Source organism: Geobacter sp. PheSNFMC (assembly GCF_059620965.1).
Genome location: NZ_JCAMRN010000028.1, coordinates 1 through 22,566 on the forward strand (window position 1 = coordinate 1; position 22,566 = coordinate 22,566).

The window sequence follows — 22,566 nt, forward strand, 5'->3', positions numbered from 1 at the left end:
CGAGATGGGGGTGGAAGAGTGGTGGCATCATAGGTCTCCCATGGCCTTCTACAGGGAAGTGTATCACGCCTCGCGTTATGGGTATTGTCCTTGCATCAAAAAATCAACGTATTGTGATCTTTGGTTGTACAGTGGCGCAACTGGTGGAATGTCGATGCTGTTTGAGAGATGACTCCCCGCAGGGACGCGAGGTCTTGTCCGTGAAAACAATGAATGTCCCGCTGAAAAACGGTACCGAATCGATCATTGTCACGGCCCTGATGGCGCTTACGGCCTTCTGGTTCGTCGATGCGGTGATCGATGCCGTCATCCCCCAGGTGGAATGCGAGTGTGGCCACCTTCACGTGCCGGCCTTGCTTGCCTCCCTGTTCCACCTGATCCCCCTCATTGCCCAACTGCTGCTCATTATCTTCGTCCGCAGGCTGTTCAGGGAGCGCCGGCTGCTGGTCCGGGAGCTGGAAGCGGCGGCAGCCGCTGCCCTGGACGAAAAGGCCAGGACCGATGCCGTCATTGCCGCGGTGGGCGACGGGGTCTGCATGCTTGACCGGGATTTCCGCATCGTCTACCAGAACCGGGCCCATGAGCGCCTCATCGGCGAGCATGGGGGGGAGCTCTGCTCCGAGGCATACGGCGAAGACCCGGACACCTGCGGCGACTGCCCCATGGCCCGCACCATGGAGACGGGCGAAGTGCGTGCGGGGACCCGCCGGCTCACCAGCAGGGGGGAGACACGTTTCCTGGAGATCACCTTCTCTCCCGTGCGCAATGCCTCCGGCGAAATTGTCGCCGGCGTCGAAGTGGTGCGCGACGTGACCGAACGCAGGCACAACGAGGAGGAAATCAGGTCCCTCAATGCCACCCTGGAGCGCCGCGCCAGGGACCTGGCGGCCAACAACCGGGAGCTGGAGGCGTTCAGCCATTCCCTCTCCCACGACCTGAGCGCTCCGCTCACCAAGATATCCTGTGCCGTGGAGGCGCTTCGGGAATTATACGGTGAGCGGATGGGCGACGAGGGGCGGTTTCTGTTGTCATGCATCAGCGAGGGAGGGGCCCAGATGGAGGACCTCATGGATGCCCTGCTGGTTCTGAGCCGGGTTTCGCGCAAGGAGCTCCGTCGCGAGACGGTGGACATGGGCGCCATGGTCAGCCAGCTCGCCCTGGACCTGCGCCGGTCAGACCCGGCCCGCCGGGTCGATTTCGTCATTTCCCCCGAGCTGACGGCCGAGGGAGATCCCTCCCTGCTCCGCGTGGCCTTGCAGAATCTGCTGTCCAATGCCTGGAAATTCACCCGTAACGTGGATGGCGGACGGATCGAATTCGGCTCCATCGACCGCAACGGCGAACGCGTCTTTTATCTCCGCGACAACGGCGCCGGTTTTGACATGGGAGCGGTGGGACGGATCTTCGAGGTGTTCCAGCGGCTCCACGACGAGGGACTGTTCCCGGGCACCGGCGTGGGGCTCGCCACCGTACAGCGGGTCATCGAGCGGCACGGCGGCACCGTAACCGCCCATGGCGTGCAGGGCCACGGGGCCACCTTCACCTTCACCCTGCCGTAACCGGCGGTTCCGCGTCCACGGGAGACACCGCCCGCCGGTCCCCATGACCGCATACATTTTATGTGTGCGAATCGGGCGGTCGTGGCAGTGTCTCGTTTGGTCAGTCGCTGCCCGTAACTCTCACCAGAACCCCAGATCAGGGTTGAAACGGAAAGGATGCGGTCATGGCCGAGAAACGGAAGGCGGGAAGAGTCAAAAGGCGCCTGTCGCTCAGGTTCGGAACCGATACCCCCAGCCGGCTCGCTTTTACCGAAGATGTCTCGGCCCGCGGCCTTTTCGTCAAGACCACCAACCTCTGCCCGCCGGGTACCCTCATTCAGATCGAACTGGAATTGCCCGATGGCGATCCGGTCTTCCTGGAAGGGATGGTCAGGTGGTCCAAAAAGGTTCCTCCCCAGGTCATTCATCTCGTCAGGAAGAGCGGCATGGGAGTCAGGATCATCCGGTTCATAGCCGGCGAGGAGCGCTACCGGCGCTTTGTCGACGGACTCCGCCGCACCCCTTAGCCATACTCATCTGATGCAGAACTACTGCGCAGGCCATCTGCCGCGTTGTGCGGTGCCCGCACCCTCGCCCTTCTCCTCTTCTTGTTCGATGAATTCCCGCATCAGTTCGTAGGTCCTGAGTGGCTGCTCCTCGTGGGGATTGTGACCGCAGGTGCCGATGACGGCCAGTCGCGCCGACGGCAGGTCCTCAGCCAGGCGGCGGCCCTGGGCCGGCCGGACGATGCGGTCGTTTTCTCCCCAGATGATGAGGGCGGGAATGTCTATCGCCCCATACCGCTGAATGACGGTTGAGGCATCGGTCCGGGAAAGCTCCCGCACGGTCCGGATCAGCACCCGCGCTATCCCCCTTCTGCCGAAACAGGTTTCATACCGCAGGATGCGTTCCGCCGTGATGGCGGCTGGGTCCTCGAACACCGCGCGGAGGGTGGCCTTGACGATCAGGCGTACCGGGATCAGGGCCATGCCGAGCCGGGCGAGCACCGGTACCCGGAGCAGCCGCATGAAGCGGGGAAGCCGCTGGGGGTAAGCGGCACAGTCCAGGAGCACCAGCCGGCCGATCAGTCCGTCGTCACCCCGCTCACCCGCCCGGAGGGCAACCAGCAACGCGATGCCGCCGCCGAGGGAATGCCCAGCGAGCACTACCTGCCGAAGCCCCTGTGCCTTTATGAAGGCCGTGACCACGGCGGCCTGCTCTTCAAGGGAATACGATCCGCACCGCGGCTTGGACGAAAAGCCGAACCCCTTCAGGTCAATCAGGTAGAGGGTGAAGCGGTCGGGGGGGAAGAGCGGGGCCAGGTCGTCCCAGGTGGTCAGGGCCGCGGCAAAGCCGTGGATGAAGACCACGTGCACCGGGCCGCAGCCGTGGGTACGATAGTGAATGAGGGTGTCGGGGGAATGGGTGAAACAGGAACCGGAAGCAGTGCTGGCCATGGCCGCGGATCAGCCGGCGCGCTGGCTGTCGGCCCGGTCCTCCGTGCCGGGGCAGGGGGCGGCGCTGTCCTGGCCGATGCCGGACATGATGTGGAAAATGCCACAGGTGGCATAGGGTTTCCCGTCCCGGAAATTGCACGATACGGAGCCGGTGACCGGCACGGTCCGGCCGTGTTTTGTCACGAAGGAGAAGGAGACCGGCCCCGAACGCGCGCCGGCCAGCAGTCTCAAGAAGATTTCCCGGCAGTGGTCCACGGACTTCGGATGGATGACGTCGAAGATGGAGAGCGTGGCGAGGTCTTCGTCCGTGTAGCCCAGGGTGGTGCGCCAAGCCCGGTTCACGTAGTTGATGGAGCCGTCGATGGCTATGCTCTGGAACAGGTCGCTGGCGTTGTCGAGGATCAGGTCGTACATCCCCTCCCGTTCGCGGAGCGTGTCGAGCACCCGCTTTTCCTCGGTTATGTCCGTGTAGAAGAGAACCACGTGGGTGATGTCGCCGAAACGGTCCTTGATGGGGGCGCCGTGGACGTTGAACCATCTTCCGACGCGGCCGCACTCGCTGCGCCGCTCGGCGCGCTTCGAGGCCATGATGCTCGCGAAAATGCAGTCGTCGGGGTGCTCCATGCGGCAGATCATCTCATCGCAGGTCTTCCCGACGGGGTTGCCGTCGTAGGCGAATATTTTCCGGGCCTGGGAATTGCTCGCCTGGATGTTCCTCGAGGTGTCCAGCACGAAAATAGCGGCGTCGGAGCAGTCGAAGATCCCCTGAATCTCGTCATGGGCCAGCTTCAGCTCGGCATTCACCTCTTTCATGTGTTCGAGAATCTGCTCGAAGGAGTTGCAGACGATGCCGATGGGATCCACTTCCAGCAGGCTGCGGTCGTCGAGCTCTTCGTGGCGCAGGGGGAGGGTGCCCATGGTGGTCAGCAGGTGGTTCGTCTTCTCCCGGATATAGGCGATCGCCTTGCGCTCCCGCTCGGCCAACTTCTCGTTTTCCCTGTGGAGCCGGCGGATCTCGTCCCTGCCGGACAGGTTGCCGAGAAATGATTTCAAGGTATCAATGATGCCCATTGCTTCAGCCCGCCCGTGAGATCGTCAGTACGTAGTATCCGTCGCGCTTTTCCACCTGGCCCCCATATCCCATGTTGCGCACCGTTTCCGGGATCGTGATGGTTGCATCCCGGTTGTCGGTCAGGAACACGAGCATGCAGTTCCCGTTTTTGAGACCGGTGCGGTGGTGGTTGATTTCCTTCAGCGCCGTCAGCAGCGTGGAGGGACATATCTGGCCGCGGATGTCGAATTCAATGGTTGTCATGGCATACACCTCTGTCGCGGGATGGTCCGGAAGCCCGTCAGGGGCCGGTCATGCAAGGCATCGGGCGATGGCTCTGCTCCCCAGCCAGGCGCCGGCCAGGAGTCCTGCCGTAAAGATAATGCTCTGCCACGCCAGAATCGGCAGTCCTCCGGCCAGGTGCCAGATGTTGCAGGAGGGGGCCATCCGTGCGGCAAGGCCCATGAGAATCCCGCCAGCCAGGGCTGCCAGGTACTGGCGGGCCGGGATGCGGTAGCGGAGGCCGAACTCCCCCAGCAGGAGCGCGGAAAGCGCGCTGCCCGCGATGATTCCGGCGATGACCGGTACCTGGACAAGCGTGATCGCGTCCATTACCGGAGCGGGCCCGCCGATGAGGGGAATGCCGCCGAGGGGCGTTGTCGCCGCTAGGTTGAGCGGCAGTGTCCGGACGTAGGAGAGCTCGGCCAGGTGTCCGGGAGCGAGCCGGTCGAGAAGCCATACTCCCGCCTTTGTGTAGGACGTGGTCACCCCCAGCGGCATGGTGGTGGCCATCACGGACAGAAGGCTGACTCCCGCCAGCACCAGCGCGGTCAGCCACGGCTGGAGGTAGCCTTCCACCTGTGCCTGGCGGGTCAGCCTGCCCTGGCGCCGCCAGCGGAGGAAGACCAGGGCGGCGCCGGTGGCCAGCGGCACCGTGAGCCAATAGGATTCGATCCCCAGGTACGCCGGGACCGTCGTTCCCAGGGCCGGCATGGCGGTGGCATCGGCCAGGCGCTTCCAGGCGGGGTGGATCTCCGCGTAGAGCCCGCTCCCCGCCACGAGTCCCGCCAGCGTAACCATGGCGGCGACGTTTCCTGCCCCGACCCGGTAGAGGGTCCCCACCACACATCCTCCCGCCAGCACCATGCCGAGGCCGAAAATGGCGCCTCCCGCGAGGTTCGATGCGGAGGGGATCTCGAAAAGGGGGAAAGGGGACAGCGATACCAGGCCACATAAGCGTCCGGCCTCGAACAGGACCATGGCTGCCGCTGACATGAGCAGCACGGGCCGAAGCATGGTGAGGCTGCCGAAGAGGAACAGGTCGCGGAAGGCGCCCGCCATGCAGAAATCGGAGCGGTGCATGACAAATCCCGCGATCATCCCCAGCAGCAGGCCGGCCGCCACGAGAGATCCGGCGGCTCCGATCATGGCCGTCCCCCTGTCCGGGGCGGAGTGCTATCGAGTATGTACTCTTTCATGAGTATTCCTATCGGCAAAACAACGGGAAACTTGAGGAACGGGATCCGTGACTGAGCCGTGGATGCGTCAGGGATCGTTCACCACCTTGAGGGCTACCCGCCGATGACGTGGCCCGTCGAATTCGCAGAGGTAGACCGACTGCCAATTGCCGAGCAGCAATTTCCCCTCCACGATGAAAATGGTGAGTGAGGTTCCCGTGAGGGTTGATTTGATGTGCGCGTCCGAATTCCCTTCCGCGTGGGTGAAGTAGGGATCGATGGGGACAAGCCGGTCGAGGAAGCTGACCATGTCGCGCTGGACCGCCGGGTCGGCCCCCTCGTTGATGGTGATTCCCGCCGTGGTGTGAAGCACGAAGAGATGGCACACGCCGTTCCGGACTCCGGCAGACCGCACCTGCTCCTGTACCGCGGACGTGATGTCGATCATGTCGGTTCGCGCTCTGCTCTTGAATTCCAGGTGCCTGATCATGGCGCCCCTCCTTTCAATCGCCCCGGGTGGCTCATCGTATCTTCAACTTTTTCAGCACTATGCCGAGATATTTGTTGACAGGATGTTCCCTGGCAAGAAAGCTCAGGACCGGTGGTTTCCTCAGCCCGAGCCTGCGCAGTTCCGATTCGATCAAGGCATTGCGCTCGTAGAGGAGTCCCTGGCGAAAGGTTCTGATGGCGTCGTCCTTGCGGCCGGCAAGGAGATGGACCTTTCCCAGGTTCAGATAGAGAACCGAGCTGTGGGGCTCGCGGCGGACCGCTTCCTCGCAGAGCCGGGTCGCATGCTCAAACTGCCGCCGCTCACGGGCAAGGCAGAAGGCGAGATAGGACCAGTTGGCAGGGGTGCTCTGCAATCTTACCACCCGCTCGAAACATTCGAGTGCTGCAGCGGTCCTGCCGCTGTCGGCGGCCTTCATCCCGCGGGCGACAAGTTCCTGAAGATCGGTTCCGGGCACGGCTTCCTCCCTGGACATAGTCTGGTATCATTATAAGTCGTTGACGACAGGAGTAAACAGTTAAGGTTGGCTCTGTGAGTTTGTCTTACCACTCTTGTCGTGCGTATGGTATACGTAAAACCGTTTTATTAATACTAAAGGGGGCGGCATGAACATTCATGAGTACCAGGCAAAGGAAATACTGAGCGCCTACGGCATCCCGGTTCCCCGGGGTCGGGTGGCCCTCACCTCAGACCAGGTGGAGCGGGCGGCCAAGGAGATGGGAGGGCATTGCGTCATCAAGGCCCAGATCTATGCCGGCGGGCGCGGCAAGGCCGGGGGCGTCAAGCTGGTCCATCATCCGGAACAGGCCCAGGATTACGGCAAGGACTTGTTCGGCCGCCGCCTCGTCACCCCGCAGACCGGACCCGAAGGGCTCAAGGTCCGCCGCATCCTGGTGGAGGAGGCCGTGGAGATCGCCCGCGAGTTCTATCTCTCCATTACCCTCGACCGTTCCACCTCCCGCTACTGCCTCATCGCTTCGGCCGAAGGGGGCGTGGACATCGAGGAGGTGGCCCAGAAGTCCCCGGACAAGATCCATGTGCTCACCATCGACCCCTACACGGGACTTCGCCCGTTCCAGGCCCGCCGCATCGCCCTGGCCCTGGGGCTTTCCGGCACCCTCTGCGAAGACTGCGTGGAGCTGATGCTCAATCTCTACAAGGTGGTTCTGGAAAAGGACTGCTCACTGGTCGAGATCAACCCCTTGGTGGTCACCCGTGCCGGCTGGCTCATGGCCATGGACGCCAAGATCAACTTCGACGACAACGCCATCTTCCGGCACCGGGAATACCCGGACATGGTGGATTACTCCCAGCTCGACACCCTGGAGATCAATGCCGGCAAGTATGACCTCTCCTACATCAAGCTCTCCGGCACTATCGGCTGCATGGTCAACGGCGCGGGGCTCGCCATGGCCACCCTCGACGTGCTCAAGGAGTTCGGCGGCGAGCCGGCCAACTTCCTGGACGTCGGCGGCGGCGCCACCCGCGAGAAGGTGGCCGAGGCCTTCAAGATCATCCTGGAGGATGCGGACGTGAAGGGGGTCTTCGTCAACATCTTCGGCGGCATCATGCGCTGCGACGTGATCGCCCAGGGGATCATCGAGGCTGCCAGCGAGGTGCACTGCACCCTGCCGATCGTGGTCCGGATGGACGGCAGCAAGGTGGCAGAAGGGAAGCAACTGCTGGTCGAATCGGGGCTCAACGTCCAGACCGCCGACTCCCTGGGCGAGGGTGCGGAACGGATCGTGGGGATGCTCGGCTGACGCGTGCGGGCGCGGGATATCCCCGCCCTCCATTTTCGGGATAAACGGAGAACATACATGTCCATACTCATCAACAGCGATTCGAAAATAGTCGTTCAGGGCATAACCGGCCGCAGCGGACTCTTCCACACCCAGCAGTGCCGGGACTACGGCACCAAGATCGTTGCCGGCGTCACCCCCGGCAAAGGGGGAATCCACATCGAAGGGATTCCGGTCTTCAACACCGTCGAGGAAGCGGTCAGGTGCACCGGAGCCAACGCGTCCATGATCTTTGTCCCGCCGCCGGCCGCGGCCGACGCCATCCTTGAGGCGGCCGACGCGGGACTGGAGCTGGCGGTCTGCATCACCGAGGGGATTCCGGTGCGCGACATGGTGCCGGTGAAGCGCATCCTCCAGGAGAGCCGGACCCGGCTCGTGGGACCGAACTGCCCCGGGGTCATCACTCCGGGCGAGTGCAAGGTGGGAATCATGCCCGGCTATATCCACAAGCCCGGCAGGATCGGCGTGGTTTCCCGCAGCGGCACCCTCACCTACGAGGCGGTCAAGCAGATCACCGAGGCGGGGCTCGGCCAGTCCACCTGCGTCGGCATCGGCGGCGACCCGATCATCGGCATGAACTTCATCGACGTGCTCAAGCTCTTCAACGAGGACAAGGATACCGAGGCGGTCTTCATGATCGGCGAGATCGGCGGCACCTCCGAGGAGGATGCGGCCTACTGGATCACGGAACACATGAAAAAACCGGTGGCATCCTTCATCGCCGGCGTCACCGCTCCTCCGGGCAAGCGGATGGGGCATGCCGGCGCCATCATTACCGGCGGCAAGGGAAAGGCCGAGGACAAAATCCGGACCCTCACCGAATGCGGGGTGGTGGTGGCCACCAGCCCCACGCGGATGGGCGTCGCCATGCTGGAGGCGTTGGGCAGGGGATAGGCTGATCCGCTACCCTGTGACAGGGCCGTAACCCTCCTGGGGGTTACGGCCTTTTTTCAACCAGGTCATGATGCCAACGGCATGGCCCCGGCTGACGGCGCGATCCGGTCCCCTTCCTCGCAGACCGCATGGGCGCTGTGCTCGATCAGGTCGTAGAGGTGCCGGTACTTGGCCACTTCAACGGGATGTCCCGTCTTTCTGCCGTAGTACTTGCCCGGATGGGCGAAAACGTCGGTGGCCACCCGGTCGTCGTAGAGGGCGAAGTCGAACGAGCTGTTGGTGTCTCTGCCGATGGCGTCGCCCGTTGCCGGCAATTCGTCCCGATAGACGATCCTGATGTCGATGTCGTCGCGGTATTGGCCCAGGAGCACCTTCTGGATCTCGGGCTCGGCCAGCTCTTCCCGGTTGAGGACAAAGATCCTTCTGATCCTCACCCCCCGGTCCAGGGCGCGCAGGTTTGCCTGGTAGAAGTTGACCAGGGCCCCCCGGGTCCAGTAGCCTGCCGTGAGCGGATCCACGGCCCGTATTTCGCGCACCGCCTGGTCGGACAGCCGTGCCCCTTCCAGATAGAATTCGTTCTCGTCGAGCGGTATGTACCCCTGCTGGAGGAGCGTGATGCTCCGCTTGGCACCGGCAATCAACTCATGGGCCTTTGCCAGACACTCGGGATCGGTGATGCTGGCCAGGGCAAAGGGTATCTCATGGGACTGATGATACTGCTCCACCAAGTGGGCACGGTTTTTTTCGATGTCCTCCCGGATCAGGTAGGTGCCCAGGGCCAGCAGGATGCCGATGCCGAAGATCACGTAGGCGGCCTGCTCGTAGTGGAGCACCAGGTGGAAAAAGATCGCAAGACCCGATCCAACCAGAAATTCTATCCATACCGCCATTTCCTGTATTTTTTTCCCCATGGTCATACTGTTGTCTCCTTGTTCGCCACCACAACAAAAAACCGGGCCGCCTGAATATCGGTATCGATAGTTCGGCGACCCGGCTGTCTCGGGGAGACCCTGTGGGCTTTCCGTCCCATCCTCGCGGATGGTTTAGTATTGTCGTGTATCTGCGGCAGGTGTTGATGCTATGTCAAAAGTGACATGACCTTAGCGTATTTCAATCCGCAAAGTCAAGTCAGGGGATATTGTGATGCAGGGTTCATAATGAAATTGCTTTGGGTTTCCGGCTACCTGCATCCCCCCGAAAGCCCCGCGTCCCGGGCCAGCTCCCGCCATGCGGGCAGGCTCCGTTCAATGACCCCCCGATCCACGCAGTAGGCGATCCTGAAGAAGCCGGGCGCGCCGAAGCCCGCACCGGGGACGAGCAGGATGCGGTGCTTCTGGGCCATGGTGACGAATGCCACGTCATCCGCCAGGGGTGATTGGGGAAAGAGGTAGAAGGCGCCGTCGGGCTTCACCATCCTGAATCCCATTGCGGTGAGGTTGTCGTAGAACAGGTCCCGTTTGGCCTGGTACTCGCCGATGTCCACGGAGGCCCGCTGCAGCTTGGCCACGAGCCGCTGCATGAGGGCCGGCGCATTGACAAAGCCGAGGACCCGGTTGGAGAAGACCGCCCCTTCCATGAACTGCTCCACGCCGCGCGCACGGGGATTGGCTGCCAGATAGCCGATCCGCTCGCCGGGCAGGGCCAGGTCCTTGCTGTGGGAGGTGACGATGACGGAACTCTGCACGAACCGGAAGATGTTCGGCACCTGCTTGCCGTCGTAGCTGATCCGGGCATAGGGCTCGTCGGAGATGACGTAGATCTGGCGGTCGAAGCGCCGCTCCATCCGCGCCACCATCTCGCCCAGGGCCGCCAGGCTCTCTTCGGGATACATGACGCCGGTGGGGTTGTTGGGCGAGCAGATGATGATCGCCCGGGTCTTGGCGGTCACGGCCGCCTCGATGGCCGCCACGTCGAGCTGGAAGGTCCCGCGGTCGGTCCAGACTTCCCGCGGTACCCCGCCGTGGTTGTCGATGTAGAACTTGTATTCCACGAAGTAGGGGGCCAGGATGATCACCTCTTCCCCGGGGTTCAGAATGGTCTTCAGGACCACGTTGAGGGCGCCGCCGGCCCCGCAGGTCATGATGACATGGTCGGCCTTCACCTCCAGCCCTGCTGCCTCCGAAAGGACTTCGGCCACGGCACCGCGGGTTTCCGCATAGCCCGCGTTGCTCATGTAGCGGTGCATGCCGGGCACGGGATGCCGGGCCAGGTTGAGGAGCTCTTCCCGGAACTGCTGGGGCGGCTCCGTATCGGGATTGCCGATGGTGAAGTCGTACACGTTGTCGGCGCCGTGGATCTGCCGCAGCCGCTCCCCCTCCTCGAACATTTTGCGAATCCATGACGACTTGGAAATGTGGCCGGCGATTTTCGTGGCGATGGGCATGGCGAACCTCTGTGGAAAATAATGTATATCAGCTTGTAACACAGGGGGTAAAGGGTGTAAAGCGGGGAACTCTCACGCAGTGCGGGCTACATGATCGAGAAGTTGGTGTGGATGGTCCGCTGCAGGTCCTCGATCCGGAGCAGGGCCTGACGGATCGCTTCACGCTCTTCAGCGGGCAGGGTGTACGGGTTCAGGTAGTAGGAGCTCTTCTGAATTCCCTTTATGACCTTGATCTGAAGAAGAATCCGGTGGCGGGTGAGCACCTCGTAGGCTTCCACGAGCCCGTGGGCGAACGGGGGCGAGAAGCTCCCCTCCCGGGCCAGGTGCTCGATCCGCTTCACGGTATTGGTGGCCGGCACCCCCTGGTTGATGGCGAGGATGCGGACGTTCATCACCAGCGGCGCCCAGGCCAGCAGCTTCAGGTTGAACTCCCCCTTGTGTTCCCCGGATCCCTCGGTCCAGAGCCGTTTGAGAAATCCCAGAGCCAGTTTCATTTCCGTGGCTGCCTTGGCCATGCCCCACAATACCTGGAAATAATCCTTTTCCAACGCCCTGATGGTTGAGGTGAGCGTTTCCGCCAGGCTCCGGTCACCGGCCACGTGCCGCGCGTCGGAGATCACGATCAGGTCCATGAGGTTCTTGGCGTAGTCCTCGTATTCGTAACGGACGATGGCCAGAAGCTTGCGTCGCCACTGGGAGAGCGAGCCGCGCCAGGTGGGGTTCGACGGCATGATGTCGCCGGTGCACTTCTTGAACCCGATCTGTGCCAGCCGCTCCACGATCAGCTCCGAGAACTCCCGGAACCATTCATCGGCCGCCTCTCCGCCCCCGTCCCCATAGACAATCAGATAATCCTGATCCGTGATGAGGGTCTGCTCCTCGCGGCCGTCGCTCCCCATGCTGCAGAGGGCATAGCGGCATGGCGCCCGGCCGCGGCCGTTGCGCTCCATTTCGCCTTCGGCCAGGACGAGGGCCCGGTCGGCCAGGATGTCCCGGTATTCCGTGCAGTTAGCGTGGAGAGCCGCCACGGAGCTGATGGCGAGGAACCGCTCCATTTCCAGCGTGTTCAGTTCGTCATGGATGGCACGCAACTGTTCGTAATCGGATTCGTGATGAATCCGGCCGTGGAGTTCGCGCTCGTGGGAGGCGAACCCCTCCGTCGCCCGCAGCTCGCGGGCGAACATCTCCCGCAATTCCGCCAGCACCGGCGTCACTTCCTCCCGGTCCAGAAACCGGACGAAATCCTTGATCCGATCAGTGATGGCGGTTATGTGCTGTTCGACGCTATGGGGCATCTTCCAGGCGCTCCGAAGGTAAAAAAAGGGGGAAGGCTGACCTTCCCCCAAAGTTTAACACAATGTTTGATTCGTTGACAGCCCGTTAGTGGTCCACCGCTTTGGCGATGCCGATGCCGGTGTTCTGGCGGACGTACAGTTCGTCGAACATTTCCTCGGAACGGCGGCTCGGGAAGGCAAGGGCGGCGATGATCGCCACGATGAAGCCCAGCGGGATGGACACCACGCCCGGATTCTTGAGCCCGAAGAGGGGCTTGTCGAGACCGAGGAACGATGTGCCGTCCTTGTTCGTCTCGTAGTCGGCCCTGGCCTTGCCCAGGTCCGCCACTTCCTTCTCGGTAAGAACCGCACCGCTCGCCTGTTTCCCCTCCAGCTTGACCACAACTTTCTGTGCATCTTCAGCCACTTTCTTCGGATAGGTCATGTTGGGGGAGACCATCACCAGGGCGATGGAGACGATGGTGCCGGTCACCAGTCCCGCTATGACACCGGCGGTGTTGAACTTTTTCCAGAACAGGGAGAGCACCACGACCGGCAGGTTGCCCGAGGCGGCAACGGCGAAGGCCAGGGCCACCAGGTGGGCCACGTTCTGCTTCTCGGCCGCGATGCCGATGACGATGCCGCAGGCACCGACCACGAAGGAGGTGATCCGGGCAGCCTTTACCTGCTCATGCTGGTCGGCATGGCCTCCCTTGATGACGTTCACATAGATGTCGTGGGCGATGGCAGCGGAAGCGGCCAGAACCAGACCCGACACCACGGCCAGGATGGTGGCGAAGGCAACGGCGCACAGGAACGCCAGGAGCAGGTCGCCCAGGAAGGGGTGGATGTCGCCGCCCAGTTGCTGGGCCAGCATCATGGCGGCCATGTTTCCGCCTTTGTCCACATTCATGATGGATTGCGGGGTCACGTGGATGGCGGCGCCGAAGCCGAGGAGCGTGGTCAGGATGTAGAAGGAGCCGATGATGAACATGGCGATGATGACCGACTTGCGGGCGGCCTGGGCCGTGGGCACGGTGAAGAAGCGCATCAGGATGTGGGGCATGCCGGCGGTGCCGAGCACCAGCGCCATGCCGAGGGAAATCTGGTCGAGCGGGTTCTTCAGGAAGAGGCCCGGCTCAAGGAAGCGCTGCCCGTAATCGAAGCCTGCCACGGCAACGGGGTCTTTGAGGACGACCTTTTGCACGTGCTCGATGATGTTGGAGCTGGTGGCGATGTCGTTGAAGAACGTGAACGGGTTCATGCCCGACTTGAGGCCCACCAGGACGGAGAGCAGAGCAGCGCCGGACATGAGGAGGCCGGCCTTGATGATCTGGACCCAGGTGGTGGCGGTCATGCCGCCGAACACGACGTAGCCGACCATGAGGATGCCGACGCCGATGACTGCGGTCTTGTAGGGGATGCCGAGCAGGAGCTGCATGAGCTTGCCTGCGCCGACCATCTGGGCGGTCAGGTAGAAGGTGGAGACGGCAACGGTGGAGATGGCCGCGGCAGCCCGAACCGACTTGGGCTCGGTGCGGAAGGAGAGGATGTCGCCCAGGGTGAATTTGCCGGCGTTGCGGCAGGGCTCGGCCACGATCAGGAGCACCGTGATGTAGGCCACGAGCCAACCCACCGAGTACATGAACCCGTCATAGCCGTAGAGGGAAATGATGCCGGAAATCCCCAGGAACGAAGCGGCGGACATGTAGTCGCCCGCAATGGCCCATCCGTTCTGGGTACCGGTGATGCCGCCGCCGGCGGTGTAGAAGTCGGCGGCCGACTTGGTCTGCTTGGCCGACCAGACCACAACGGCCATGGTGGCGCCGATGATGATCAGGAAGATGGGGATGGTGACCATCGGGTTGGCCTTCACTTCATGCTTCTGCTCGGCCGGTGCTGCCGGCACGGCGGCTTTTTCAGCAGCGGGCGCGGCCGGGGCCGCTGCTGACTGGGCAGGGGCCGCAACGGTCTGCTCCTGGGGTGCGGCCGGTGCTTTGGCCGGCTCGTTGGCCCAGGCGAATGTGCCCAGCGAGAGGGCGAGGGAAAACGCTGCAATGAGTCTCTTCATCGGATTCATTCCTCCTTACTTCAGCTCATCCACCAGCTCGCGGGTGAGCCGGTCGAAGTCTTTGTTGGCCACATGGGCGTAGTACATGGCGATCCCCCAGGAGACGAAGAACTGGGAAAGGGCGAACAGGTAGCCTAAGTTGATCCGTCCCAGGATCTTGATCTTGAAGAGGCCGGGTGCATAGGCTGCGCCGATGGGGAGGAGGAAATAGAAAACGGTCGAAAAGACCCACCACCCGACCAGGAAGGTGGTCTTTTTCCGGTGGAGCTCGACGAACTTGGGGTTCTTCGCGATGGCGCTCCAGTTATACTGCTTTTCTGCCATGGTTCAGTTACTCCTTTCATGTGTGGTAAGCGCGTCGAGAGCGGCGTCCCGCCCTGTACCGAAGCGCTTGTGACGTCCTCGGTTTCGGTTTCGTGTCCTCCTTTCATTGTGGGCATGCGGGTATGGGCCGGTTATGTCTCCCCGCCTGGGGCAGGGCTCCGGCATAGAGACCGGTGGGCTGTTAATGACAATGGTGCCGGGGGGTACAACTGGTGTGACATCGGAAATGCGGTGTAAACACTCTGAAATAACGTCATTTTATTGACCTGAAATGCGTTCCTAATATAACGGCTGTATATTTTTTTGCAATAGTTTTTTATTTGGACAAGAAACCGGTTGTAAGTTATTGAAATTAAATAATAATAAATAGAATGGCAGCAAACAGTCTGTTTATTTTCAAGGTGGGTATGGGTGCTATCGTGGTGCGCGGATACCTGGTATTCGTTTTGAAACGAATGGCGCCACGCTGGGTGAGGGGATTTTGCTAATGGTATTTTATGAAGTAATTCCGGTTGATATCAAACGTGGGTATGAAAACATATGAAAAAAGGGGGAAGGTTTCCCTTCCCCCGTGACCTGCGGGTGTGCCGATGATCGGCGTGCCGTTTAGTGGTCGATGGCCTTTGCCATGCCGATGCCGGTGTTCTGGCGGACGTAGATCTCGTCGAACATCTCCTCGGAACGGCGGCTCGGGAAGGCCAGACAGCCGATGATGGCGGCGATGAAGCCCAGCGGGATCGAGATGATGCCCGGGTTTTTCAGGGTGATGAGCGGCTTGTCGAGACCGAGGAACGATTTGCCGTCCTTGTTCTTCTCGTAGTCGCCCTTGGCCTTGTCGAGATCCTTCATCTCCTTCTCGGAAAGGACCGCACCGCCGGCCTGCTTCTCTTCCAGCTTCTTGACGACCTTTTGGGCGTCGGCGGCAACGACCTTCGGGTAGGTCATGTTGGGGGAGACCATCACCAGGGCGATGGATGCCACGGTGCCGACCACGAGGCCCGACACGACGCCGGCGGTGTTGAACTTGCGCCAGAAGAGGGACATGACCACCACCGGCAGGTTGCCCGAGGAGGCAACGGCGAAGGCCAGGGCCACCAGGTGGGCCACGTTCTGCTTCTCGGCCGCGATGCCGATCAGGATGCCGGCGGCGCCGACGCACAGGGAGGTGATCCGGGCGGCCATGACCTGCTCGTGCTGGTCGGCGTGGCCGTCCTTGATGACGTTTACGTAGATGTCGTGGGCGATGGCAGCGGAAGCGGCCAGAACCAGACCCGACACCACGGCCAGGATGGTGGCGAAGGCAACGGCGCACAGGAACGCCAGGAGCAGGTCGCCCAGGAAGGGGGAGATGTCGCCGCCCAGTTGCTGGGCCAGCATCATGGCGGCCATGTTCCCGCCTTTGTCGACTGCGGTGATCCCTTGCGGGGTCACGTGGATGGCGGCGCCGAAGCCAAGGAGCGTGGTCAGGATGTAGAAGGAGCCGATGATGAACATGGCCACGATAACGGACTTGCGGGCGGCCTGGGCCGTGGGCACGGTGAAGAAGCGCATCAGGATGTGGGGCATGCCGGCGGTGCCGAGCACCAGCGCCATGCCGAGGGAAATCTGGTCGAGCGGGTTCTTCAGGAAGAGGCCCGGCTCAAGGAAGCGCTGCCCGTAATCGAAGCCTGCCACGGCAACGGGGTCTTTGAGAACGACCTTTTGCACGTGCTCGATGATGTTGGGGTTGGTGGCGATGTCGTTGAAGAACGTGAACGGGTTCATGCCGGCCTTGAGACCGACCAGGACGGAGAGGAGGCCCGCGCCGGTCATGAGGAGGCCGGCCTTGATGATCTGGACCCAGGTGGTGGCGGTCATGCCGCCGAACACGACGTAGCCGACCATGAGGATGCCGACGCCGATGATGGCGAACTTGTAGGGGATGCCGAGCAGGAGCTGCATGAGCTTGCCTGCGCCGACCATCTGGGCGGTCAGGTAGAAGGTGGAGACGGCAACGACGGAGATGGCGCAGACGGCCCGGACGACCTTGGGCTCGGTGCGGAAGGAGAGGATGTCGCCCAGGGTGTACTTGCCCGCGTTACGGCAGGGCTCGGCCACGATCAGGAGCACCGTGATGTAGGCCACGAGCCAGCCCACCGAGTACATGAACCCGTCGTAGCCGTAGAGGGAGATCATGCCCGAAATCCCCAGGAACGAGGCGGCGGACATGTAGTCGCCCGCAATGGCCCATCCGTTCTGGGTGCCGGTGATGCCGCCGCCGGCGGTGTAGAAGTCGGCGGCCGACTTGGTCCTCTTGGCCGACCAGACCACAACGGCCATGGTGACCCCGATAATGATCAGGAAGATGGGGATGGTGACCATCGGGTTGGCCTTCACGGTGTGCTTCGCTTCGGGAGCCGGGGCCGGCGTTGCCGCTTTGGCGGCATCGGTTGCCGCCGGAGCCGGAGTCGTTGCGGCCGGAGCGGTTGCTGCAGCCGGAGCGCCGGGGGCGGCCGGGGCCTTGGCCGGCTCTTCAGCGAAGGCGAACGAGCCCAGGGAAAGGGCCAGAGTGATACCGGCAATCAGTTTTTTCATCACAGACCTCCTTCCTATTTGAGCTCATCCACCAGCTCGCGGGTGAGCCGGTCGAAGTCTTTGTTGGCCACATGGGCATAGTACATGGCGATCCCCCAGGAGACGAAGAACTGGGAAAGGGCGAACAGGTAGCCGAAGTTGATCCGTCCCAGGATCTTGATCTTGAAGAGGCCGGGTGCATAGGCCGCACCGATGGGGAGGAGGAAGTAGAAGACGGTCGAAAACACCCACCAGCCGACCAGGAAGGTGGTCTTCTTCCGGTGGAGCTCGACGAACTTGGGGTTTTTGGCTATTGACGCCCAATCGTACTGTTTTTCTGCCATGGTTCGTTACTCCTTTCGTCGTGAATTTGCATTCCCAGGGAGCAGCGTCCCGCTCCCGTTGCCTTTCGTCGCAATCCTCTACGTCTCCTCCCCCCTTTCGCCCATGGTTTGTTCTGGCAGTTCTCCGGTCACAGCTTTGCGTAGCCAAACTTCATGGAGAGTATTTCCGCCCCTTCGCGCAGCGAAGGGATAATCTCGTTTTCCATGCGGGATGCCATCATGCGGAATGAGGGTCCCAGCAGGGTCAGAGCGCCGATGACTTTGCCCGCATAGTCGCGTACCGCCACGGCAACGCTCACGATCCCCTCGCCCAGGCCGTCGAAATCAACGGCAACGCCGCGCTCGCGCACGGCCTTCAACTCCTGCTGAAGTACCGCTGGGTCGAAGGAACCGCCGTTCCGCCCCCGCTTCTTGAGGAAGCGGTCCAGCAGGTCGGTCGACTCCAGTGCCCGGATGGCCTTGCCGGCGGCATTGCTGAAAAAGGGAAAACGCCGTCCCACCAGGGGGGCGGTCTTGATGGCCTGCTCGCAGTCCACCATGTCCAGGAAAAGGACCTCGTCCCCCTTGAGGACCGCGATATAGACGGCCTCGTCATGCTTGCGCGCCAATTTTTCCATGATCGGGTGGGCGTGGCGGATGAGGCTCGTGCTGTTCAGCAGCCTCTGGGCCAGTTCGACCGATGAGATGCCCAGGCGATAAACACCGCTCGTCTCGTCCCGTTCAACCAGCCCCTTGCTCTCCAGGGTTGCCAGGAGCCGGAACGCTTTGTTGCGGGACAGGTCGAGCTTTTCGGCCAGATAGGGAAGGGTGGCGTGACGGCTCTCGTCCGTGAGCGTTTCGAGGATATCGAGGGCCTTTTCAACGGTCTGTACCGCGTATGAGCTTTTCTCCCTCGTCATCATTCCCTTTCCTGTCACGCCGTGGTGATCGGGGTGTTTGAAAAACAGCGTTATATTTTGTTGGAAAACTAACACGGCGTTTTAATTCCGTCAATATAATTTTGTTTTGAAAAGTTTATCTAAAAACAATCCCTGTAAATTCAATATTATAGGTGATAAACAGGTTGAAAAACGAGAGCGAATAAACGTTCTGTTGATAAGTAGAACATGGTTTATTGAAAAATCAAGCGAGGAAAATACGGGCGGGGCATTATGCTGTTGGGCGGCCTTTGAGACGTGGTTACGAACGAGGTTGTTGGTTGGGGGCGGCCCGGCGTAGTGCCGGACCGTTGCGTTGGCTGAGTTTGAATCGGTCGGTAGCGCAGGGGGCGTCTCGCATCCGGTTGTTGCATTCTTGGGGGGAGGCCGGTCTCACCGCATCATCCTCCGGTCGCAAACCCGGCCGCCCGGTTCAGAAGTGCGGGGTGCGGGCGGGGCTTCACTGGAATTTGACGGCGGTCCCCTTTCCCTTGACGTACATGACGGGAAAGATGATGTAGGTGTCCTTCTCGATGCGGACTTCGGGGAGGATGACGGCGTCTGCGCCGATTTTGGACGCTTCGATGCTCAGGGCGTCACGGGCCCACTCTTCGGCTTCCTGTTGAAGTTCCTCAATGCGGCCATAGCGTTTGAGGTTCACTTCAACGGTGCCAATCTTCACGTAGGGGCGAAAAATCTCGTCCTGGGCCAGGATGGGCGGAAGGTCCCGGTCTGCTTCGTCGGCTATCTGGGGAGTGGTGGCGCATGCGGCGAGGAGCGCCGCTGCCGTGCCGGCCAGGAAGACGCGTCGTGCAAGGCGGGCGAGGGGGGCCAGAGGGGTGCTGGTTGGCATGCGATACCTCGTTGGGAATGGATGGGATTCCGACGCTCCGTAGCGGTGCCGGCACCGCTATTTTACATGAAGTTTGGGCCTTTACAACCCGGAATTTCCCGTGATAGTATTTCCCGGTTTAAGGCCGGTGGCTGACTTTTAGGGACAGGAGGACCAACCGCATGTCGGGACATAATAAATGGAGCACCATCAGGCACAAGAAGGGGGCGGCCGATGCCAAGCGCGGCAAGGTATTCACCAAGCTGATCAAGGAGATCACCGTTGCCGCCAAAATCGGCGGCGGCGACGCGAACGGCAACCCGCGCCTGCGTGCCGCCATCGACAAGGCCAAGGCCGAGAACATGCCCAAGGACAACATCGAGCGGGCCATCAAGAAGGGGACCGGCGAGCTCGAAGGGGTCAGCTACGAAGAGATCATCTACGAGGGATACGGCCCCGGCGGCGTGGCGGTGCTGGTGGAGTGCATGACCGACAACCGCAACCGCACGGTGGGCGAGGTGCGGAGCACCTTCACCAAGTGCAACGGCAACATGGGCGAGGCGGGATGCGTCTCCTGGATGTTCGACAAGAAGGGGCTCATTGTCCTGTCCAGGGACGTTGACTTCGAAAAGCTCTTCGAGACGGCCCTGGAGGCCGGCGCGGACGACGTGGCGGACGAAGAGGAGCAGTACGAGGTGCTCACCGACCCGGCAGCGTTCATTGACGTGCGCGAGGCGCTCGAGCAGGCCGGCTTCCCCTTCGAATCCGCCGAGATCACCATGATTCCCCAGACCATGGTGAAACTCGACGGCAAGAACGCCGAGAACATGCTCAAGCTCATGGACCGCCTCGAGGACAACGACGACGTCCAGAACGTCTATGCCAACTTCGACATCTCCACTGAGGAGATGGAAAAGCTCATGTAGGCGGGCCCTGCCACCCCGGTTGGTTCAAGCGCGGAAGTCGGAAGCCGGGCCTTTCCTTTCGCGCGTTTTTTTTTCTGCTGTGCTCTCCGCGCCCTCTGTGGCAGAATGTCTCCCCATGAGAGTTCTCGGCATCGACCCCGGCTCGCGCATCACCGGCTACGGCATCATCGAGAAGATCGGCAACCGCCTCGTGCACGTGGATAACGGCGCCATCCATACCGACAGCCACAGGGAGTTCGCGCTCCGTCTCCACGCGATCTACGAGGGGCTGCGCTGCGTCATCGCAGAGTACCGGCCCGATGCCATGGCTGTGGAGCAGGTGTTCCTCGCCCATAACGCCCAGAGCGCCCTGAAGCTGGGCCAGGCCCGCGGGGCCGCCATCGTGGCCGGGGTGAACGCGGGATTGCCGGTCAGCGAGTACACGGCCATGCAGGTGAAGCAGGCAGTGGTCGGTTATGGCCACGCCCGCAAGGAGCAGGTGCAGCAGATGGTCAAATCGCTCCTCAACCTCCCCGAGATCGCCCAGGCCGATGCCTCCGACGCCCTGGCCGTGGCGGTCTGCCACGCCAATTCAGCAGTAATGAAATCCGTGCTGCGGAGCATCCGATGATTGCCCTTCTTACCGGCAGGCTTGCCCACAAATCCCCCGACGCCATCATTATCGACGTGAACGGCGTCGGCTACCGGGTCCAGATTCCCTTTTCGACCTATTACGAGCTTCCCGAGGAGGGAAAGACCGTTTCCCTCTCGATTCATACCCATGTGAAGGAAGATTCCATCAGCCTCTTCGGCTTCCGAACCATTGCCGAGAAAGAGTTCTTTCAACGGCTCATCTCGGTGTCCGGCATCGGCCCCAAAATGGCCCGCGACATTCTGTCCAACATCCAGCCTGAGGAACTGGCCGCCGCCATTGTGCAGGGGAATCTCGTGAGGCTTTCGTCCATACCCGGCATCGGCAAAAAGACCGCCGAGCGGCTGGTGCTGGAACTCAAGGAAAAGGTCCGGAAGATGGGAATGGCGCCGTCGGCCCAGGAGGCGCCCTCCAGCGAAGCCCCCGCCGAGGTGGCCGACGACGTGGCCTCGGCCCTCGTGAACCTCGGTTACAAGGAGGCGGTGGTGCGGAAGGTGCTGGCCGAGATGAGCGTCGAGCCCCATGCCTCCACCGAAGCGGTGCTCCGGCAGGCCCTCAGGGTACTGATGAAATAGCCCATGACGACTCGAACGATAAGCCCTGAAAAGACCGACGACGACTACGTCGAATCATCACTGCGCCCCCGCGCTCTGGACGACTACATCGGCCAGGAAAAGGCCAAGGGGAACCTGCGGATCTTCATCGACGCGGCCCGAAAGCGCGGCGAGGCCCTGGATCATGTGCTGCTCTATGGTCCGCCGGGGTTGGGCAAGACCACGCTCGCCAACATCATTGCCTGCGAGATGGGGGTGAACATCAAGTCCACGTCAGGGCCGGTCATCGAGCGCCCGGGCGATCTGGCCGCCATCCTCACCAACCTGGAGCCCCACGACGTCCTCTTCATCGATGAGATCCACCGCCTCTCCCACGTGGTGGAGGAGATCCTCTACCCGGCCATGGAGGATTTCCAGCTCGACATCATCATCGGCCAGGGCCCCAGTGCCCGCACCATCAAGCTGGACCTTCCCCGGTTCACCCTGGTGGGGGCCACCACCCGCGCAGGCCTCCTCTCGTCGCCGCTGCGGGATCGTTTTGGAGTCATCTCGCGCCTGGAGTTCTACACCGATGCGGAGCTCTCCACCATTGTCACCCGGTCGGCGCACATCCTCGATATCCAGATCGAACCCGCCGGTGCCCGGGAGCTGGCCCGCCGCAGCCGGGGAACGCCCCGGATCGCCAACCGTCTCCTGCGCCGGGTCAGGGACTTTGCCCAGGTCCGGGCCGATGGCGTCATCTCCGCTCAGGTGGTGGACGAATCCCTCAAGCTCCTGGAGATCGACGAAAAGGGGTTCGATCAGATGGACCGCACCATCATGCTGACCATCATCGACAAGTTCGGCGGCGGGCCCGTGGGGCTCGACACCATAGCCGCCGCCATCGGCGAGGAGCGCGATACTATCGAGGATGTCTACGAGCCGTTTTTGATCCAGCACGGCTTCATCAACCGCACCCCCCGGGGCCGCGTGGCCACGAAGTCCGCCTATGAGCACTTCGGCCGCATTGCGCCCGCGCCCGGGCAAGGCGCGCTCTTCTAGGCCGTTTCC

23 protein-coding genes and 1 riboswitch are annotated in these 22,566 nt (G+C 62.0%); of the genes, 8 read left to right on the forward strand and 15 right to left on the reverse strand.

Annotation, left to right across the window (positions count from 1 at the left end):
- The first annotated feature begins 209 nt into the window (after positions 1–209).
- Complete coding sequence (locus AC6CDK_RS07845; protein WP_226048538.1) at positions 210–1,559, forward strand: sensor histidine kinase; 1,350 nt, start codon at positions 210–212, stop codon at positions 1,557–1,559.
- Positions 1,560–1,723: 164 nt separating this feature from the next.
- Entirely contained in the window at positions 1,724–2,065 is a 342-nt protein-coding gene (locus AC6CDK_RS07850; protein WP_039645853.1) for a PilZ domain-containing protein, read from the forward strand.
- A gap of 21 nt (positions 2,066–2,086) precedes the next feature.
- On the opposite strand, the gene AC6CDK_RS07855 is transcribed toward AC6CDK_RS07850, so the two are convergent.
- The 6 genes from AC6CDK_RS07855 to AC6CDK_RS07880 all read right to left on the reverse strand — a co-directional run bounded on the left by AC6CDK_RS07855 (position 2,087) and on the right by AC6CDK_RS07880 (position 6,468).
- Complete coding sequence (locus AC6CDK_RS07855) at positions 2,087–2,995, reverse strand: alpha/beta fold hydrolase (RefSeq protein WP_039645851.1); 909 nt, start codon at positions 2,993–2,995, stop codon at positions 2,087–2,089.
- Positions 2,996–3,004: 9 nt separating this feature from the next.
- The gene (locus tag AC6CDK_RS07860) at positions 3,005–4,066 is read right to left on the reverse strand and encodes a PAS domain-containing protein (RefSeq protein ID WP_039645849.1); all 1,062 of its coding nucleotides are present in this window, start codon (positions 4,064–4,066) and stop codon (positions 3,005–3,007) included.
- Between the two features lie 4 nt (positions 4,067–4,070).
- Positions 4,071–4,310 (reverse strand): sulfurtransferase TusA family protein, encoded by a 240-nt coding sequence (locus AC6CDK_RS07865; protein WP_039645847.1) that lies wholly within the window; start codon positions 4,308–4,310, stop codon positions 4,071–4,073.
- Positions 4,311–4,358: 48 nt separating this feature from the next.
- Positions 4,359–5,474, reverse strand: a complete 1,116-nt coding sequence (locus tag AC6CDK_RS07870; protein WP_039645846.1) for a YeeE/YedE family protein — start codon at positions 5,472–5,474, stop codon at positions 4,359–4,361.
- Positions 5,475–5,591: 117 nt separating this feature from the next.
- Positions 5,592–5,993 carry a secondary thiamine-phosphate synthase enzyme YjbQ gene (locus tag AC6CDK_RS07875; RefSeq protein WP_039645844.1) on the reverse strand — a complete coding sequence of 134 codons (402 nt, stop codon included), beginning with the start codon at positions 5,991–5,993 and terminating at the stop codon, positions 5,592–5,594.
- A gap of 31 nt (positions 5,994–6,024) precedes the next feature.
- Complete coding sequence (locus AC6CDK_RS07880; protein ID WP_039648304.1) at positions 6,025–6,468, reverse strand: tetratricopeptide repeat protein; 444 nt, start codon at positions 6,466–6,468, stop codon at positions 6,025–6,027.
- A gap of 148 nt (positions 6,469–6,616) precedes the next feature.
- Between AC6CDK_RS07880 and sucC the strand changes: the two genes are divergently transcribed.
- Together sucC and sucD are read left to right on the forward strand one after the other, a co-directional pair.
- Complete coding sequence (gene sucC / locus AC6CDK_RS07885) at positions 6,617–7,774, forward strand: ADP-forming succinate--CoA ligase subunit beta (protein ID WP_039645842.1); 1,158 nt, start codon at positions 6,617–6,619, stop codon at positions 7,772–7,774.
- Positions 7,775–7,831: 57 nt separating this feature from the next.
- Positions 7,832–8,707, forward strand: a complete 876-nt coding sequence (gene sucD, locus AC6CDK_RS07890) for a succinate--CoA ligase subunit alpha (protein WP_039645841.1) — start codon at positions 7,832–7,834, stop codon at positions 8,705–8,707.
- Between the two features lie 65 nt (positions 8,708–8,772).
- Here the strand turns inward: sucD and AC6CDK_RS07895 are convergent, their stop codons facing one another.
- The 9 genes from AC6CDK_RS07895 to AC6CDK_RS07935 all read right to left on the reverse strand — a co-directional run bounded on the left by AC6CDK_RS07895 (position 8,773) and on the right by AC6CDK_RS07935 (position 19,426).
- The gene (locus AC6CDK_RS07895) at positions 8,773–9,624 is read right to left on the reverse strand and encodes a hypothetical protein (RefSeq protein WP_039645840.1); all 852 of its coding nucleotides are present in this window, start codon (positions 9,622–9,624) and stop codon (positions 8,773–8,775) included.
- 64 nt (positions 9,625–9,688) lie between these two features.
- Positions 9,689–9,765: riboswitch (cyclic di-GMP riboswitch) on the reverse strand.
- Positions 9,766–9,887: 122 nt separating this feature from the next.
- Positions 9,888–11,090, reverse strand: a complete 1,203-nt coding sequence (locus AC6CDK_RS07900; RefSeq protein WP_039645838.1) for a pyridoxal phosphate-dependent aminotransferase — start codon at positions 11,088–11,090, stop codon at positions 9,888–9,890.
- Positions 11,091–11,176: 86 nt separating this feature from the next.
- On the reverse strand, positions 11,177–12,385 hold the full coding sequence (locus tag AC6CDK_RS07905) for a putative nucleotidyltransferase substrate binding domain-containing protein (protein ID WP_039645827.1): 1,209 nt from the start codon (positions 12,383–12,385) through the stop codon (positions 11,177–11,179).
- An 85-nt stretch (positions 12,386–12,470) separates the two neighbouring features.
- Positions 12,471–14,435 (reverse strand): solute symporter family protein, encoded by a 1,965-nt coding sequence (locus AC6CDK_RS07910; RefSeq protein WP_039645824.1) that lies wholly within the window; start codon positions 14,433–14,435, stop codon positions 12,471–12,473.
- 15 nt (positions 14,436–14,450) lie between these two features.
- The gene (locus AC6CDK_RS07915) at positions 14,451–14,759 is read right to left on the reverse strand and encodes a DUF485 domain-containing protein (protein ID WP_039645823.1); all 309 of its coding nucleotides are present in this window, start codon (positions 14,757–14,759) and stop codon (positions 14,451–14,453) included.
- A gap of 606 nt (positions 14,760–15,365) precedes the next feature.
- Entirely contained in the window at positions 15,366–17,333 is a 1,968-nt protein-coding gene (locus tag AC6CDK_RS07920; protein ID WP_039645821.1) for a solute symporter family protein, read from the reverse strand.
- A 14-nt stretch (positions 17,334–17,347) separates the two neighbouring features.
- Positions 17,348–17,656, reverse strand: coding sequence for a DUF485 domain-containing protein (locus AC6CDK_RS07925; protein WP_039645819.1), 309 nt, complete (start codon positions 17,654–17,656; stop codon positions 17,348–17,350).
- 128 nt (positions 17,657–17,784) lie between these two features.
- Positions 17,785–18,555 (reverse strand): IclR family transcriptional regulator, encoded by a 771-nt coding sequence (locus AC6CDK_RS07930; protein ID WP_039648300.1) that lies wholly within the window; start codon positions 18,553–18,555, stop codon positions 17,785–17,787.
- A 478-nt stretch (positions 18,556–19,033) separates the two neighbouring features.
- Entirely contained in the window at positions 19,034–19,426 is a 393-nt protein-coding gene (locus AC6CDK_RS07935) for a YbjQ family protein (RefSeq protein WP_039645817.1), read from the reverse strand.
- A gap of 161 nt (positions 19,427–19,587) precedes the next feature.
- Between AC6CDK_RS07935 and AC6CDK_RS07940 the strand changes: the two genes are divergently transcribed.
- The 4 genes from AC6CDK_RS07940 to ruvB all read left to right on the forward strand — a co-directional run bounded on the left by AC6CDK_RS07940 (position 19,588) and on the right by ruvB (position 22,557).
- Positions 19,588–20,331: a YebC/PmpR family DNA-binding transcriptional regulator gene (locus AC6CDK_RS07940; protein ID WP_039645815.1), complete on the forward strand. Its 744-nt coding sequence runs from the start codon at positions 19,588–19,590 to the stop codon at positions 20,329–20,331.
- A 115-nt stretch (positions 20,332–20,446) separates the two neighbouring features.
- Entirely contained in the window at positions 20,447–20,941 is a 495-nt protein-coding gene (gene ruvC, locus AC6CDK_RS07945; protein WP_039645814.1) for a crossover junction endodeoxyribonuclease RuvC, read from the forward strand.
- Entirely contained in the window at positions 20,938–21,537 is a 600-nt protein-coding gene (gene ruvA, locus AC6CDK_RS07950; protein ID WP_039645813.1) for a Holliday junction branch migration protein RuvA, read from the forward strand. Before ruvC ends, ruvA begins: the two co-directional genes overlap by 4 nt.
- A gap of 3 nt (positions 21,538–21,540) precedes the next feature.
- On the forward strand, positions 21,541–22,557 hold the full coding sequence (gene ruvB, locus AC6CDK_RS07955; RefSeq protein ID WP_039645812.1) for a Holliday junction branch migration DNA helicase RuvB: 1,017 nt from the start codon (positions 21,541–21,543) through the stop codon (positions 22,555–22,557).
- Positions 22,558–22,566 lie beyond the last annotated feature (9 nt).

Bases quoted from the DNA above. Each gene is read 5' to 3' on its own strand.
- ruvB (WP_039645812.1), top strand. From the start codon at position 21,541: ATGACGACTCGAACGATAAGCCCTGAAAAGACCGACGACGACTACGTC.
- AC6CDK_RS07845 (WP_226048538.1), top strand. From the start codon at position 210: ATGAATGTCCCGCTGAAAAACGGTACCGAATCGATCATTGTCACGGCC.
- AC6CDK_RS07875 (WP_039645844.1), bottom strand. From the start codon at position 5,993: ATGATCAGGCACCTGGAATTCAAGAGCAGAGCGCGAACCGACATGATC.
- AC6CDK_RS07935 (WP_039645817.1), bottom strand. From the start codon at position 19,426: ATGCCAACCAGCACCCCTCTGGCCCCCCTCGCCCGCCTTGCACGACGC.
- AC6CDK_RS07870 (WP_039645846.1), bottom strand. From the start codon at position 5,474: ATGATCGGAGCCGCCGGATCTCTCGTGGCGGCCGGCCTGCTGCTGGGG.
- AC6CDK_RS07865 (WP_039645847.1), bottom strand. From the start codon at position 4,310: ATGACAACCATTGAATTCGACATCCGCGGCCAGATATGTCCCTCCACG.
- ruvA (WP_039645813.1), top strand. From the start codon at position 20,938: ATGATTGCCCTTCTTACCGGCAGGCTTGCCCACAAATCCCCCGACGCC.
- AC6CDK_RS07915 (WP_039645823.1), bottom strand. From the start codon at position 14,759: ATGGCAGAAAAGCAGTATAACTGGAGCGCCATCGCGAAGAACCCCAAG.
- AC6CDK_RS07910 (WP_039645824.1), bottom strand. From the start codon at position 14,435: ATGAAGAGACTCATTGCAGCGTTTTCCCTCGCCCTCTCGCTGGGCACA.
- sucC (WP_039645842.1), top strand. From the start codon at position 6,617: ATGAACATTCATGAGTACCAGGCAAAGGAAATACTGAGCGCCTACGGC.
- AC6CDK_RS07855 (WP_039645851.1), bottom strand. From the start codon at position 2,995: ATGGCCAGCACTGCTTCCGGTTCCTGTTTCACCCATTCCCCCGACACC.
- AC6CDK_RS07895 (WP_039645840.1), bottom strand. From the start codon at position 9,624: ATGACCATGGGGAAAAAAATACAGGAAATGGCGGTATGGATAGAATTT.
- AC6CDK_RS07900 (WP_039645838.1), bottom strand. From the start codon at position 11,090: ATGCCCATCGCCACGAAAATCGCCGGCCACATTTCCAAGTCGTCATGG.
- AC6CDK_RS07850 (WP_039645853.1), top strand. From the start codon at position 1,724: ATGGCCGAGAAACGGAAGGCGGGAAGAGTCAAAAGGCGCCTGTCGCTC.
- sucD (WP_039645841.1), top strand. From the start codon at position 7,832: ATGTCCATACTCATCAACAGCGATTCGAAAATAGTCGTTCAGGGCATA.
- AC6CDK_RS07925 (WP_039645819.1), bottom strand. From the start codon at position 17,656: ATGGCAGAAAAACAGTACGATTGGGCGTCAATAGCCAAAAACCCCAAG.
- AC6CDK_RS07940 (WP_039645815.1), top strand. From the start codon at position 19,588: ATGTCGGGACATAATAAATGGAGCACCATCAGGCACAAGAAGGGGGCG.
- AC6CDK_RS07905 (WP_039645827.1), bottom strand. From the start codon at position 12,385: ATGCCCCATAGCGTCGAACAGCACATAACCGCCATCACTGATCGGATC.
- AC6CDK_RS07860 (WP_039645849.1), bottom strand. From the start codon at position 4,066: ATGGGCATCATTGATACCTTGAAATCATTTCTCGGCAACCTGTCCGGC.
- AC6CDK_RS07920 (WP_039645821.1), bottom strand. From the start codon at position 17,333: ATGAAAAAACTGATTGCCGGTATCACTCTGGCCCTTTCCCTGGGCTCG.
- AC6CDK_RS07930 (WP_039648300.1), bottom strand. From the start codon at position 18,555: ATGACGAGGGAGAAAAGCTCATACGCGGTACAGACCGTTGAAAAGGCC.
- ruvC (WP_039645814.1), top strand. From the start codon at position 20,447: ATGAGAGTTCTCGGCATCGACCCCGGCTCGCGCATCACCGGCTACGGC.